Raw genomic sequence first — 14217 nt, 5'->3', positions numbered from 1 at the left:
GGTTACGCGACCCGGCTGGCGCACGCCAGCCGGGTTTTCAGTGGCCGCCGCCAAACCCCAGCGCAAAATGCAGGCTGAAGTCGGGCGCGGTGTAGACCGCGAGATCTTCCTGGATCGCCAGCTCCAGTCGGCCCAGCGCGGTGGGCAGCCGCAGGCCGAATGCGACCTGCAGACTGTCGCCGCCTAGGGGCTCCAGCTCGGAGTCCTGGTACAGGGCGCTGTGTGCGTCGAGTTGCAGCACGCCCTCGGTCGCTCCCAGCAGTGCCGGCCACAGGGGCCCGCTGAAGCTGGCGCCCGCCACCGCCACCAGCGGCTGTTGCAGCTCGCCCAGGGGACCGTCGGTGGCGCTGGCGGACAGGCCGCCGGAAAGACTGAGCCGGTAGCGCTCGGTTTCGCCCAGGCCGAAGCTGTAGTCGGCCCAGAGCGCGCCGCCGGCATGCCCGCCGCTCAGGCGGTCGGCGTCACCGGTGGGCAGTTGCAGCAGGGCGCGCACGACCCAGCGCTCGCCCAGCGCCGCTGCCAGGCTCAGGCGGGCGTCGCCCAGGCCGCTCTCGCCCTCGCTCAAATCCAGCAGCGTCTGGCCGTCACGCTGGTAGCGGATCAGGTAGCGGTCGCGCGGCGCGTTCTCGCGGCCACCATTGGGCAGGCCGAAGGTGTCGTGCCAGTTCTCGATCAGCGAGTCCAGGCTGCCGCCGCCACTGCTGAGCAGGGGCAGCTCCACACCCCACTCCCAACCGTTCACCGACACCACGCTGCCGCCGAAGCCGCGCCGGTAGCGCAGCGCGTAGCGCTGGGTTTCGGCGTCCAGGCTCAGGCTCTCGGTGCCGGACTGCGCCTCGTAGTACTCGCTGGACCAGTCCAGCGCGACCTGCCCCTGTGATTCGCCGGCCGCCAGCACCGGCGCGGCGTTCAGCGCCGGCAGCGCCGCCGCGCGCGCAAAGCTGGACTGGTTGAACAGCGCATAGCCCTCGGCCTGGGCGGCACCGGCGGCAAGCAGCGAAGCGGCGAACAAGGCAGCGCGCATGGATCGAAATTCCAAATCGGGGGCGGAACTAGGGTGTGTTGACACTAAATACCTCGCTGCGTTGCCGGTCAAAAGCGCGTCAGGCAAGGCGCCTGCTGACGCGAAGGCTGGTTGCCTTCGCGAGGCGGGCAACGCGGCATGACGCGCTTTTGACCAGCAACCCTTCGGGGCGGGACGGTTTTGGGGCATTGCCGCGTCAGCAAGAGTTTCAATAGGCCCGCTATTGCGCACTCTTGCTTCCTTGCACTGCCCCAAAACCGCCTTCCGCCACAGCGAGGTATTTAGTGTCAACACACCCTAGAGCCTATCAGCCGGACGAAGCCCGGGCCGACCGCCATCCGCTATCATCGCGCGCCATTTGTCCACAACGGCGCCACGAACTCTCGCTGCAATGAAGCTGGTCACTGAAAATCTGCGGATCGCCTCCGTCAGCCCCGTCTCCACCCCTGCCCAGGTGCAGGCCGAGCTGCCGCTGCTGGAAGCCGCCGCCAATACCGTCGCCCGCACCCGCGCCGCCATCCAGGGCGTGCTGTCCGGCGAGGACGACCGCCTGCTGGTGATCGTCGGCCCCTGCTCGATCCACGACACCCAGGCCGCGCTCGACTACGCCGGCAAGCTGGCGGCGGCGCGCAACCGCTACGCCGGCGAACTGCTGATCGTGATGCGCGTGTACTTCGAAAAGCCGCGCACCACGGTGGGCTGGAAAGGCCTGATCAACGACCCCGGCCTCGACGACAGCTTCCAGATCGACCGCGGCCTGCGCACCGCGCGCGAGCTGCTGCTGACACTCAACACCCGCGGCATGCCGGCCGGCGTGGAATTCCTCGACATCCTCACGCCGCAGTACCTGGCCGACCTGGTCAGCTGGGGCGCCATCGGCGCGCGCACCACCGAAAGCCAGCTGCACCGCGAGATGGCCAGCGGCCTGTCCTGCCCGGTGGGCTTCAAGAACGGCACCGATGGCAGCGTCAAGATCGCCGTCGATGCCTGCCTGTCGGCCAGCCATCCGCACCGCTTCCTGTCGCTGACCCAGACCGGCCAAGTGGCGATCTTCCAGACCCGCGGCAACCCGGACTGCCACCTGATCCTGCGCGGCGGCAATCGCGGCCCCAACTTCGACGCCGCCAGCGTCGATGCCGCCTGCGCCGAGCTGAAGAAGGCCGGCCTGCGCGAGCAGGTGATGATCGACTTCAGTCACGCCAACAGCCAGAAGCAGCACCAGAAGCAGATCGAGGTCGGCCACGACATCGCCACGCGCATGGCGGCCGGCGAGCGCCGCGTCACCGGCGTGATGATCGAGAGCCATCTGGTCGCCGGCCGGCAGGACATCAAGCCGGGCGTCAGCCTCAACTACGGCCAGAGCATCACCGACGCCTGCATAGACTGGGACGACACCGAAGCCCTGCTGGCGACGCTCGCCGAGGGCGTCAGCAAGCGGCGCGGCTAGACGCCGCGCTGCTGCGCCACCCTGGCTAGCGGTAAACCTCCACCGGATAGCTCAGCTCCAGCCGCGGCTGGATCATGGCCTCGGGGATGCGCGGAAACGGCGCGGCGGCACGGATGATCTCGGTGGCGCGGCGGGCCGCCTCTACGGGCACCGTCTCGGCGGCGTAGACATCGAGCACCGCGCCACGGCGATCAACCACGAACTTCATCCGCACCGTCATCCTTGGCGTCGCCTTCACCGCCTCGGCGAGGGCGCGCTGGTTGGTGGCCTTGAGCTGCGCGGTGAGGCGCGCGAAATACTCGGCGCGGTTGCGGGTGTAGTCGCCGCTGCCGGCATCGGCGCCGGCCCGGCTGGCGTCGGGCGCCAGCGGCGCGTCCAGGGGATAGGTGGTGATGCCCGAGGGCGGCGCCGGCGGCACTGGCCTGAGCTCGATCAAGGGCTTGCTGCTGCGGCTCGGCGATGGCTGCGTCGGCGCCAGCGGCCCCTGCGGCAACAGCGCGCGAAGATCGGTGCTGGCACGCGGGCTCGGCTCCACCCGGGCGCTGCGCCCCGCCGACTCGGCGGCGCGGCGGATCGCCAGTTCCAGCGCCGCCTCGTCCTGCGCCGAAGGCAGGCGCAGCGGCGCCTGCGGTTCGGGCAGCGGCGGCAGCTCGGGCGCCGGTTCCGGCGGCGCGGCGGCGGTGAGCGGCGGACTGGCCGCTGGCCGTGGCGGGCGTGCCGGCCGCGCCGTGCGCGGCTGCACGCCCCTCGCCTCGATGTCCGGCAGCCGCACCACCTCGGGCACCAGGGCGGCGGTGAGCGCCGCGGTCAGCGAGCTGCCGGACAGACTGGTACTCAAGCTCAGGAAGCCGCGCCCCGGCGGCGCCGGCTTGGGGAAGAAGTCGTCGGGCAAGGGCGGCGGCAGGTCTTCCGGCGAGCCGCTGCTGAGCTTGGTCGCCAGCGTCCAGCGATTGCGCGGTGGCGGTGGTGGTGGCTCCGGCGCGAGTTCGACCACCGCCTCGCTCACCGTCTCGGTCTGCAGCGCCGCCACCACCCGCGCACGCAGATCGCCCGCGTACCGCCAGGCCAGCAGCGCGTGCAGGGCCAGCGCGATCAGCAGCGCCCAGCGCAGACGGCGGGAGTTTTTTGACGGCATGGCGGGATTGTAGAAGGGCGCCTAGCAGCTTGGCAGCGCGAGCCGCGCCTGCCCTTACCGCAACAAGAAGGGGGCCAACGGCCCCCTTCTTGTTGCCAGCTGGCCGAGCGGACTCACCAGTGCTCGCCCTTGAAGATATTGGCGAACACGGTCTGCTCGAGGGTGAGCTTCTCGCCGCCGTCCTTCTTGCCCTTGGCGGCGCTCGACGAGGGGAACAGCTGGAAGCCCTTGGACAGCACCCAGTCATTGGCCTTGGGCCAGATCGCGTAGCTCACCGCGGCGGCGGTGCCGACCGTGGTGGCGATGCTCTTGGGCCGATCGAGAATGGCCTTCACCACCGTGTCGGCGGCGTCCTCCGGGCTCCAGGTCGGGATGTAGTCGTACATCTTGGTCGGCGCGATCATCGGCGTGCGCACCAGCGGCATGTAGATCGCCGTGGTGTGGATGTTGCGCGCCTTCACCTCCGCCGACAGGCAGCGGGTATAGGCGTCGAGCGCGGCCTTGCTGGCGACATAGGCGGAGAAGCGCGCGGCGTTGGCGAGCACGCCGATGGAGCTGATGTTGATGATGTGGCCGCTCTTCTGCTTGGCCATCGCCGGCAGCAGATTCATGATCAGCCGCACCGCGCCGAAGTAGTTGAGCTGCATGGTGCGTTCGAAGTCGTGGAAGCGGTCGAAGCTCTCGAACACCGCGCGGCGGATCGAGCGGCCGGCATTGTTGATCAGCACATCGACATGGCCGAAGTCGCGCAGCACCTCGGCGGACATGCGGTCGATGTCGGTGAGACTGTTGAGGTCGCAGGGATAGACATGCGCCTCGCCGCCGGCCTTCTCCAGGATCAGCTTGGTCTCCTCCAGCTTCTCGCGGGTACGCGCCACCAGGATCACCTTGGCGCCGGCGGCAGCGATCTTCTTGGCCGCTGCGAAGCCGATGCCGGAGGAGGCGCCGGTGATCAGCACCACCTTGCCCGACAACTTCTGGCGCAGGCGCGGCGGGATCTTCACCTTGAGGTCGAGCTGCAGCTCCCAGTACTGCCAGAGCTTGTCGGCGTAGTGCTTGATGTCCGGGCAGACGATGCCGGTGCCCTTGAGCGCGCGGCGCGCCTCGCGGTCGTCGAACACCGCCTGGTTGAAGGCGTAGCCGAGCACCGACAGCGGCACGCCCAGCGCCTCGGCGATCTTCTGCTCGTTGCGGCTGGAGATCGACTTGCCGATCCGGCCCATGAACTTCTTCACCGAAGGCGGCAGTGCCGGAATGTCGAGGCGGCCACCGAACTCCGGCCCGTGGGCGGCTTCCAGGAAGCACTGCAGCAGATCGCCAACCGTCGGCGACTGCGACTGCATCAGGTGGAAGCACTGACCGTCGAGCTTAGGCAGGTGGGCGATGGCATCCATCGCCGCCGCCACGTAGTCCACCGGCGCGATCGCCACCTTGCCGCCCTCGATGCCCAAGAGCGGCAGCCACTTCGGTACCCGGTAGCTGATCTTCTGGATCGCCTTGGCGAAGTAGTAGGGGCCGTCGATCTTGTCCATCTCGCCGGTCTCGCTGTGGCCGACGACCACGCCCGGACGGTAGATGCGCCAGGGCGCGGCGCACTCATTGCGGACGATGGCCTCGCTCTGGAACTTGGTGCGGTAATAGGGGTGGTTGGTGGTCTGCCCCTCGTCGAACATGGTCTCCTTGAAGATGCCGACGTAGTCGCTGCCGGCGACCGCGACGCTGGAGACGTGGTGCAGGCGCACGGGACCGCCGAGATCGTTGACGAAGGCGACCAGGTTGCGGGTGCCCTCGTTGTTGATGCGGTCGCCCTGCTCGTCGCTCATGGTCATGTCGTAGACCGCGGCGAGATGGAAGACGTGGTCGATCTTGCCGGCCAGCTTCTTGAAGTCCGCTGGCGAGATCAGTCCCGGCTCGGTGATGTCACCCGGCACCATCACCAGCTTCTTGCCGGCTTCGCCGTAACGCTCCTTCAGCTCCTCGAACTTGGCGACCGAGGACGGGCGCACCAGCACGTGCACCTTGGCGCCCTCGCGGGCGAGCAGCTTTTCCAGCAGGAACTTGCCGATGAAGCCGGTGGCGCCGGTGACGAAGTAATTCATGGACTCTTCCTCTCTCCAATGGACCGCCGTTCTCGGGGCGTGATGGAGGAAGTCTATAGGAGCCGGCGAGTTCCTAGCCTGGCCCGTCCCAGCGGTACACCGCCTCCAGCTCCACCAAGAGATCCTGCCTACAGATGTCGCCCTGCAACAGCGCCCAGGGCAGGCCGTGGGCCAGCCGGCGCTCGAAGGCCGCGCGCACCGCTTCTGCGTGCTCCGGGTGGCGCAGATACACCTTGAAGCTCTCCGGCGCCCACATCGGCTCGCCGACATCGGGGAAGTGGCTCACCGCCGCGTGGCGCAGCAGCGCCTCGACATTCACCGCCGCCTCTTCCAGCTGGGCCAGCACATCGCCGGCATGGCGGGTGGCGTGGCCGACGATGCTGGCGGTGCCGGATACCAGCAGGCGCGCGGCGGTGCCGGCGCCGGCGTCTTCGCGCAGCAGCATGGCGCGGGTGAAGCTGGGGCTGCGCGGACCGTACTGGCGCGGATAGCGGAAGGCGGAGACCTGGCGCGGGTTCTCCAGCGCGATGCCCGGCTTACGCCCGGCCAGCACCGCCACCACCAGACCGGGCTCGGCACTGCCGATGGCGGTGGCCGCCGGCAGGTGGCGCTCAAAATCGCTGCGCGCCGCCAGCGCCTGACCGCGCCCTAGGCAGAACTGCCGGTAGCGCTCGCCGTCGCCTTCGCCGGCGTTGATACCGGAGAGGAAATTCCAGGTGCGCAGCCAGTAGGGAAAGCCGTGGTGCACCACCAGCCGCTCCAGCCGCCAGTAGGCGTCCTCGCTGGCGGCGATCACGTCTTCGGCCGACAGGCTCAGGTGGGCGAACAGATACTGGCCGTCGTGGGCCCAGTGCAGGCCCTGCTCGCTGCTAGCCTCCAGCACCGGCCGGCCGGCGCTCCACAGCTCGGCGGCGTGGCCGTGCAGCAAGGGCAGCGGCAGGCGCAGGCGGCGCGGGTCGGCGTCCGGCAGCGGGCCACCGTGGTGCAGGCAGGCGAGCGCATCCGGCGGCAGCCGGCCAGGGCCGGCGACGGCGGTCAGAAAGGGCGCGCCGACAGGGCCGGGCAAGGTGGCGGAAACGGGGCTGGCGAAAGTCATACGGGTGGCGGCCGGCCCGCGCCAAGGAACGGCGGAGCACAGCGGCGAAGATCGGGAAGACCCCTCTAGGCTAGCACCGGCCGCCGCAATGGCCGGCTTCTAGTGGCTGGAGTCCAGCCCGCCGCTCGGCAGCCAGCCGACCGTGTCCCCGGCCCGCACACTGCTCCAGTGGCCAGAGGCATTGTCGATCTCGCCGAGGATGCTGACCGCGCTACCGGCCGGCAACTCGGTCAGCACCGCGGCGCTGTTCAGCGGCTGTGCGCGCAGCGGCAGGGCCTCGCGCAGACGCGCCGGCAGGCCGGCGGCGAGCAGTGCGCTGGCGAGCGGCGCCGGGACGGGCGCGGCTTCCAGCGACTCCATGCCGACCTTCTCTTCCGGCGCAAGCAATACCGGTGTGCGTGCCGAGGGCGGCGGCAGCGGCGCCTGACGCACGCAGGCGCCCAGCAGCAGCAGCGCCAGCGCGCAGACCAGCGCCGCCGGCTTCACGGGATCAGCAGATCGCTCTGCGCCACCCAGCCATCGTCGGCACCGACGGTGACGTACCACCAATAGCCCTCGGCGTTATAGACCCGCGAGTCGAGCACCACCGGGGTATCCAGCAGCAGCGACTGGATCGCCTCACTGGACGAGCTGGGGCGCAGCCGCAGCGCCGAACCCGGACGGGCGCTGACCTTCACGCCCTTGCTGAAGGCAGCGACCTGGGCATGCGTCGCGGCCGGCTCGCCACGCGCGCTGACCGCCGGCGGCGGGGAGGCCGGCGGCGGCGGTGGTGGCGGTGCATACGCCGGCGCGATCACCGGTGCCGAAGCCGGCGGCAGGGCTGGCGGCGGCGGAGTCGGCGCGGCGGGATAAGCGGGATAGGCCGGCGCCAGCGGCGCGCTGCCGCCCAGGCGCGCTTGGGCCTCGCGGGCGGCGATGGCGTCGGGCGTGTTCAGCTCCGACAGCGGCTTGGAGCCGAAGCTGGGCGGCTCGGCCGGCGGCGCCTTGCCGATGGCGGCGGTGTGGATGCTGCCGCTCTCGTTGCCGGGCTCCTTGCGGAGCGGCCCCGAGGAGCAACTGGACAGCAGGGCGCCGGCGCAGAAGCCCAGCAGCAGGCGTGCGGCGATAGTGGCTTGGTTCATCGACTTCCCTCTCTGAAATTTCTTTGGACTTCTATTCCGGACTCACCGGGTCAGGGCGTCGCCCGGACGTTGCGGAACACGACACATTTAGCGTGCCAGCGGCCGGTCAGCCTAGCGGGACTGCGCGACCGTTCGGTGACCGCGTAACCCGGGCGGCGGGTCAATAATCCCCCTCGCCATGACGCGCAGCCTGCCGCTGCTCGGCCTTGGCCGCAAGCCGGGGCGCGCGGTCCTTGTCCGAGGCCCAGATCACTTCCGGGAACAGCAGCACCCGCAGCAGGCCGATCAGCATCCACAGATAGCTGACCGAGAAGACGATGCCGCAGAACATCGATACCCACTCGAAGTTGGGCGACAGAAACTTGATGCCCCACCAGGACATGACATCGGTCAGCGAGGCGGCCAGCCCCGCCGGAAACACCCACTGGTAGAGCTGGAGCTGGTTGAACTGCATCGAAAACGGGATGCCGATGATGAAGAAGCTGGTGGTAAAGCCGAACAGGTGGGCGTGGGTAAAGGCGATGAGCTTGCCCAGCGACATCTGCGCGAAATAGGCCTCGGCCGAGCCGTGCAGGCGCAACTGGTACCAGATCTCGGAGGCGCCGAAGCAGAAGGCGATGCCGAACATCGCCACCGCCAGCGCGATGCCGCGCTTGGCCGCCGGCGGGAAGTTGCGCAGGTTGATGTCGACGCTGTGACTGGAGAACGGCACCAGCCACCAGATGATCGCCAGCACCAGGAAGAAGAAGGCGAACAGCGCCAGCGGGCCGCCGAGGCTGAGCCAGCGCGACTTCTCCGGCGGCAGCTCGACGATCTCGGCGCTCTGCACCGGGGTGTCGCTGAAGAAGTCGAAGTTGTCGGCGGGAACCTCGGCCGCGCTGGCGGGGACCGGCACCGCGCCACCATCGGCCTCGGCGGCGGCCTGGGCGATGGCGCGCGCGCCGAACAGGCCCAGGCCGCAGACCAGCATCAGCAGCAGCGTCGGCAGCCAGTTACGCATTCTTGAGCCTCACATAGAGCAGCGTCCCTGCCTTCTTCACCGCCGCGGTGATCGCCGCATCAACGCCCTGCCCGCCGCTGGCCGGCAACTGATCGACCGCCAGGCCCTTGAAGCTGGCGTACACCGCGCTCTTGGCCGCCGCCGGCACGTGGGTGGTGTTGAGCGGCTGCACGACGGTGACCTTGAGCTGGCGGTCGGTGGCAAGCAGCAGGAAGAACAGCTTGCCCTGGTACTCGGCCGGGAAGATCAGCGCCGTGCCAGCCGGCTTCTTGTCCACCAGCGGGATGTAGATGGTGTTCTCGTCGGCCTTGGCCAGCACAGCACCCAGCGCCTTGGCGCGCGCCAGATCGGCGTCGGTGAGCACGGCATCGCGCGGCAGGTATTCGCGCACGCCGGGGAACAGCGCCTGCACCTCGCGCGGGATCAGGCTGGCGGTATCCAGCCATTCGCCCTTGCTGGCCGGCGTGGACTTGGCGTCGCCCGGATTGGCCTTGGCGGCGGCCTCGTCGGCATTCCTGGCGCCATCACCATCGGCGTCGAGCGCGGCGATCTTGGCGAAGGCCGCCAGGCTCTCGCCAGCGTCCTTGAACTGCTGTCCATAGGCGTTGTTGGGCGTGCCGCCACCGTCCTTGTGGCAGGCGTTGCAGGAGGGCGTGTAGCCAAACTGCTGCTTGTAGAGCCGGGCGAAGGCGGGTTCGGCATGGGCAGGCAGCGCGCACGCCAGCAGTAGCAGCACGCCGGCTCGCCGGGCGGTCGTGAGCTTGAAGAGTGGGTGCTGCTGCGAATCCATGAGCGACATCCTTAGAAATCAAACAGCCCGGGCACCAGCGCCCGCATCTGTTCCAGCAGTTGCGGATTCTGCTGCATAGCCTCTTCCAGCGCCGCGTGCTGGGGTGCGTCGGCGGGCGGCATCAGCTTGGCTGCCTTGTCGGTGCCGCGATAGCGCTGCCAGTCGAGCGCATCGCGGATCTCCGACTTGGCCTTGATGTTGGCCGTCACCTCGGCCTCGCTCGCGCCGGACATGAAGTTGAGCCGCTTGCTGGGATTGCCGCGATGGCAGGCGAAGCAGTAGTGCGCGAACGGCTCTATCGGCGAACCCGCCGCCAGTTGCACCGGCGGCTCGCCGCTGCTGATCGGCGGCGACATCTCGGCGGTCTCCAGGCAGCAGTAGCCGGGCATCGCGCCCGCACTGCCACCGCGAATCAGGCCCGGCACCAGCAGTGCCTGCATCAACGGCACCCGCGCGACCGGCGTCTCGGCGAACAACGCCTCCGGCAGGCGATCCACCGCCTGCTCGACCGCGCTCCAGTCGTAAGCGGCGGCGGCTTGCAGGCGGCGCAGGTCGTCCGGCGTGAACAGGCTGGCCAACGCGTAGACGCCGTCGATGTCGGCCGCGCCCAGCAGGCGCTTGGGCGCACGCGGCGTCAGCGGGTCCTGCGTGGGGGGCAGCTTGGGCAGGCGGTCAAAGGCTTCGAGATCGGCATTGGTCTTGGCCCCATCGCCGAGCTTCACGGCCGGCTTGAACAGGCTGCGGAAATAGCCCTTGATGCCGCGACCTTCGCCGATGGGATCACGGTTGGGCAGATCGGACTGCGGCACCGCGATGTCACGCTCGCCGCTCGCCGCCTGCAGGCGACGCAGCTCGGCGACGCCAGGGCTGTCGGCCTGGAAGTCGCCAGGCGCACGCGCGTAGTCCAGCGCCAGCTTGAGCAACTGCCGGCGGCAGGCGGCATCCGCGCAGCGATCTAGCCAGAGCTTCTGCGCCGCGATCAGATAGGCGCCGACATCGGTCAGCTCGTCGTAGCGCTCCGGCGCCGCCAGCGGCGCCGCCGTGGGCAGGCCGAGGTAGCGCTCGCCGCCGACGGCCGCGGCGATCTTCGCGGCGGTCTCCGGCTGGCCGTTGGTCTCGTTCCAGGGCCGCACCGAGAAGATCGGCGTGCCGCCCTGGTGGCAGGACTCGCAGATCGCGCGCTGGGCGTAGACCAGCCGGCGCGCGCCGTTGGCCCGGTAGTCCTGCACCAGCTGGAACTCGTAGCGGCCAGCCGCCTCGTTGTAGCTGATGACCTCGATCTCGTTGGCCTGCTCGGTAAAGCCGAGGAACAGCTGACCGCGCGGCGCCAGGCCCAGGCTCGCCGGTGTGCCCGGCGCCTGGAAGTCGGCCGCGACCAGCACGCGCGGGTGCGCGTAGTCGGCCTGGCCCTTGAGCAGGGAGCGGCCGTCGGGAATCAGCAGGCTCAGCGGCGCACCACCGCTGGGGTCTTGCTTGGCGAGCAGCGCCACCAGCTTCTCGAACGGCCAGGGCACGCCGTCGGCCTGCGCCACCAGATGATCGAACAGCGAGCGCGTTCCACGGGCAACACCGTCGCCGCCAACGACGACAGGCGGCAGGTCGGCGCGCGACAGCACTCGCGAGGAGGTGGCGGTCGGATCGGTGACCGGCGCGTGCTTGGCCAGCTCGGCGATGGCGGGGCCGTCGCGATGTGCTTGCGACCAGCCGTAGACAGCCAAGGCGAGGGCGGCCAAAGCCAGCGCTGCAAACAGTATCCACCGCATCGCGACCTAGCCTCGAACGAAGGCTCCCTCCCCCGCCTGCGGGGGAGGGCTGGGGTGGGGGCGTTCGCTATCGACTCGCGGAACCGCCCCCCTCTCGCGATTGGCTAAACGAGGACTGACCAATGTCAGTCCTCGCCCCGGCCAATGGCCCCCCCGCTCGCGGGGGGAGGAAAAGGGCGCGCCGGATGCTGGCCGCATCACATCAGCTTCAAGAATTCGCGCAGCGCCAGCTTGTCCTCGGCCGACAGCGAGACACCGAACTGGTGGCCCTTGTTCTCCACCGGGTCGTCGCACTTCATGAACAGCGGGGCGTGCGGATTGGCGCTGGCGAAGTTGGCAATCGGCGTGCCTTTCGAGACCGGCAGCTTGATGAGCCCTTGGCCGTCCTCGCGCGGCGCCAGCCAGAAGTCGATGGGCGTGACGCTGATCTTCTGCGGCCGGGCGTTGGGATCATTCGGATTGTCGGAACGCAGCAGTTCGTCGAAGGCCTGCTCGAAGGCCTGGATGCGCGCCGCCACCGAGGGATCGGGCGTGCCGTCCGGCAGGCGCGGCATCTCGCCGATGGCGTTGTTGTGCAGGAAGGGCGCGGTCGCCCAGACCGACAGCAGCGAGATGTTGCGCAGATAGCCGGGGCCGCCGCTGATCTCCTGCTCGCCGAACTTCATGCCGCCCAGCAGCGGAATCATGCGATTGACCACCCTGGGCATGCTGCCCGGCGAGGGCCGCTCCTTGTAGTCCAGCGAGGAGAACTCCTCCCAGATGTGGCCCTCGTTGTGGTTGTCGTGCAGCGCGCGGCAGGCATTGGTGCCGACGATGTTGAACGGCGTCGGCTCGTCGTTGCCGAGCCAGTCCTGGCCGAACACGCCGCCGCCATTGCTGGCCTCGGCCGTGAACTGCTTGGGGCGCAGGGCGCCAGTCTTGGCGTCCTTGACCAGATACTGGGCGACGAACTCGGGGCTGTTGCGCTCGGCCTCGCTGAACTCGTACTGCCAGTAGTCCTCCTTGCCGAACACATGGCCCTGGTAGAAACGGGCCAGCGCCTCGCGGTCGCCGCGCACGTTCTCGGGTGCGACCTTGGTCGAGTGGCAGGCCGCGCATTCGCGGGCAAAGACCTTGCGGCCGGCCGGCACCTGGGCGAGATCGACAAACTGGCTGCCCGGCTTGCCATCGACCTCCTGCGCCTGCAGCAGATAGGTCGGGCCGCCGGTGACGAGAAACGCGGCGAGATCGTCCATCTTGGCGTCGGCGTAGTTCCAGGGCTCGCAGTCCTTGGCGCACTGGGCGATGCGGAAAGGTTTCTGCTTGGCCTTGTCGCCGAAGAAACTGCCCGGGGTCGGGAAGTTCGGCGTCCAGCATTCTTCCGTGCACATGCCGATGTTGACGTAGACGCGGATCAGCGCGAGGTGATCGCCCACCGAGTCCTCGCCACCCTTGAGCACGTGCTGGGTCAGGCCTTCGCGGATCTCGCCGGTCACCGGATCCTTCATCCGGTTCTTGAACACCCGCCGGTTCTGGAAATCCATGATGTTGTTCTGCGTGCCCGGATTGTTCTGGAAGTCGTTCGCCACCAGCGAGGTGTCGATGGTTCCGGGCCGGCCGGCCTGCAGCGCGATGCGCGCCAGCGAATCCTCCGGTGCGCCCTGGAAGAACATGGTCGGCTGGTTGATGTGCTGGTTGCCGATGGTGGCGCTCAAGTTCTCCCACTTCGGTTCGTTGGGATTCGCCGGCGGATGGGTCGGGTCGAAGCCGACGTGGCACTGCACGCAGGGATGGCCGATCACGAAGCGCTTGTTGTGCTTGAGCTCATCGGCCTCGTAGGGCGCGGTCTGCGGGTCGAACACGACCTTGCCGCTCTCGTCCTTGAGCGGGTCGGCGTAGTACTTGCGATAGCCGAGCACGCCGGAGGAGTGCGGGTCCGGGCACTTGTCCCAATAGTTGGTGGAGGCATCGCCCTCGGTGCAGTCGGGGTCGTTGATGACGCCGTACTTCGTGAAGCGCTGCTTGCGCTCGCGGGTGTCCAGCCAGGGGTACCAGATGTCCTTGATGCCGTTCGGCGTGGTGCGCGAGAAGTGCAGGTAGATCTCGTCCTGATTGCCGAAGGTGCCCTTGAACCAGACATCGCGGCCACGGCGCACGCGCTCGCGCGCCGCCTGCGCCTTGGCCGGATCGCTGGCGGCCAGCTCGGTGAACAGCGAGTTCACGTAGCGGCAGGACTCGGCGTCGTAGCCGGTCGGCTGCGGCTGGTCGCAGGGCGGGGGTGCCGCCTGCGGGATCGGCGCGAAGCCCCAGGGCCGCTCGCCCTGCCATTTCGCGAACCAGTGCTGGCCGCCGTCCGGCCAGACCTTCTTGGCGGCCAACGTCGCGTAGAAGTTCTGCTCGTACCAGGCGCGATTGGCGTTGAGCTCTGGCGTGCCCTTGTAGATACCCAGCGGCAGCAACTGACGGGCGTCGAGGTCTTCCAGCGTCACCGAGCGCAGGGTGTGGCGGTAGGGCGTCGCCGGAACCGGGTATTGACCGGCGGCCGGCCAGTAGTTCTCCGGCACCGCCACATAGTCGCCGGCCGTCACATGACCGCCCGGTCGGGTCACGGCGGCAAACGCCACCAGGCTGGCGGCTACGAGGCCGGCACTAAGCGCTAAACGCATGGGTTCTCCCCTAAGAAGGGCTGTTGATATTTGTATTTACAGCGAGTCTAGGCGCCCGCTCCGGCGGCCGACAAGCGCTCGTCGGGCCGGCACCGCC

The 14217-nt window shown here is 68.9% G+C and carries 11 protein-coding genes; 1 reads left to right on the top strand and 10 read right to left on the bottom strand.

Features of this window, described 5'->3' with window-relative positions; all coding sequences use genetic code 11:
* Positions 1-37: 37 nt before the first annotated feature.
* On the bottom strand, positions 38-1024 hold the full coding sequence (locus tag AC3WT6_RS04160; protein ID WP_492652302.1) for a DUF3187 family protein: 987 nt from the start codon (positions 1022-1024) through the stop codon (positions 38-40).
* A 391-nt stretch (positions 1025-1415) separates the two neighbouring features.
* On the opposite strand from AC3WT6_RS04160, the gene AC3WT6_RS04155 reads away from it, so the two are divergent.
* Positions 1416-2471, top strand: coding sequence for a 3-deoxy-7-phosphoheptulonate synthase (locus AC3WT6_RS04155; RefSeq protein ID WP_492652301.1), 1056 nt, complete (start codon positions 1416-1418; stop codon positions 2469-2471).
* A 25-nt stretch (positions 2472-2496) separates the two neighbouring features.
* Here the strand turns inward: AC3WT6_RS04155 and AC3WT6_RS04150 are convergent, their stop codons facing one another.
* The 9 genes from AC3WT6_RS04150 to AC3WT6_RS04110 all read right to left on the bottom strand — a co-directional run bounded on the left by AC3WT6_RS04150 (position 2497) and on the right by AC3WT6_RS04110 (position 14120).
* A complete protein-coding gene (locus tag AC3WT6_RS04150; protein ID WP_492652300.1) occupies positions 2497-3606 on the bottom strand; it encodes a hypothetical protein in 1110 nt (369 codons plus the stop codon).
* 113 nt (positions 3607-3719) lie between these two features.
* Positions 3720-5705, bottom strand: coding sequence for an SDR family oxidoreductase (locus AC3WT6_RS04145; RefSeq protein WP_492652299.1), 1986 nt, complete (start codon positions 5703-5705; stop codon positions 3720-3722).
* 73 nt (positions 5706-5778) lie between these two features.
* Complete coding sequence (locus AC3WT6_RS04140; RefSeq protein WP_492652298.1) at positions 5779-6801, bottom strand: chorismate transformation FkbO/Hyg5 family protein; 1023 nt, start codon at positions 6799-6801, stop codon at positions 5779-5781.
* 99 nt (positions 6802-6900) lie between these two features.
* The gene (locus tag AC3WT6_RS04135) at positions 6901-7287 is read right to left on the bottom strand and encodes an SH3 domain-containing protein (protein ID WP_492652297.1); all 387 of its coding nucleotides are present in this window, start codon (positions 7285-7287) and stop codon (positions 6901-6903) included.
* A complete protein-coding gene (locus tag AC3WT6_RS04130) occupies positions 7284-7922 on the bottom strand; it encodes an SH3 domain-containing protein (RefSeq protein ID WP_492652296.1) in 639 nt (212 codons plus the stop codon). The genes AC3WT6_RS04135 and AC3WT6_RS04130 overlap by 4 nt, the downstream gene beginning before the upstream one ends.
* Positions 7923-8082: 160 nt before the next feature.
* Positions 8083-8922, bottom strand: coding sequence for an Aq_1264-related membrane protein (locus tag AC3WT6_RS04125; RefSeq protein WP_492652295.1), 840 nt, complete (start codon positions 8920-8922; stop codon positions 8083-8085).
* Complete coding sequence (locus AC3WT6_RS04120; protein ID WP_492652294.1) at positions 8915-9712, bottom strand: hypothetical protein; 798 nt, start codon at positions 9710-9712, stop codon at positions 8915-8917. Before AC3WT6_RS04120 ends, AC3WT6_RS04125 begins: the two co-directional genes overlap by 8 nt.
* Positions 9713-9723: 11 nt before the next feature.
* On the bottom strand, positions 9724-11445 hold the full coding sequence (locus AC3WT6_RS04115) for a hypothetical protein (protein WP_492652293.1): 1722 nt from the start codon (positions 11443-11445) through the stop codon (positions 9724-9726).
* Between the two features lie 227 nt (positions 11446-11672).
* A complete protein-coding gene (locus AC3WT6_RS04110) occupies positions 11673-14120 on the bottom strand; it encodes a hypothetical protein (RefSeq protein WP_492652292.1) in 2448 nt (815 codons plus the stop codon).
* Positions 14121-14217 lie beyond the last annotated feature (97 nt).

This window comes from Stagnimonas sp. FW305-C-60, from assembly GCF_058782965.1.
The sequence above is the reverse complement of the archived record's forward strand: the minus strand, read 5'-3'. Positions and strand labels throughout refer to the sequence as shown.

Coding starts and splice junctions, on each gene's coding strand:
- AC3WT6_RS04160 (WP_492652302.1), bottom strand. CDS start 1,024: ATGCGCGCTGCCTTGTTCGCCGCTTCGCTGCTTGCCGCCGGTGCCGCC.
- AC3WT6_RS04155 (WP_492652301.1), top strand. CDS start 1,416: ATGAAGCTGGTCACTGAAAATCTGCGGATCGCCTCCGTCAGCCCCGTC.
- AC3WT6_RS04150 (WP_492652300.1), bottom strand. CDS start 3,606: ATGCCGTCAAAAAACTCCCGCCGTCTGCGCTGGGCGCTGCTGATCGCG.
- AC3WT6_RS04145 (WP_492652299.1), bottom strand. CDS start 5,705: ATGAATTACTTCGTCACCGGCGCCACCGGCTTCATCGGCAAGTTCCTG.
- AC3WT6_RS04140 (WP_492652298.1), bottom strand. CDS start 6,801: ATGACTTTCGCCAGCCCCGTTTCCGCCACCTTGCCCGGCCCTGTCGGC.
- AC3WT6_RS04130 (WP_492652296.1), bottom strand. CDS start 7,922: ATGAACCAAGCCACTATCGCCGCACGCCTGCTGCTGGGCTTCTGCGCC.
- AC3WT6_RS04125 (WP_492652295.1), bottom strand. CDS start 8,922: ATGCGTAACTGGCTGCCGACGCTGCTGCTGATGCTGGTCTGCGGCCTG.
- AC3WT6_RS04120 (WP_492652294.1), bottom strand. CDS start 9,712: ATGGATTCGCAGCAGCACCCACTCTTCAAGCTCACGACCGCCCGGCGA.
- AC3WT6_RS04110 (WP_492652292.1), bottom strand. CDS start 14,120: ATGCGTTTAGCGCTTAGTGCCGGCCTCGTAGCCGCCAGCCTGGTGGCG.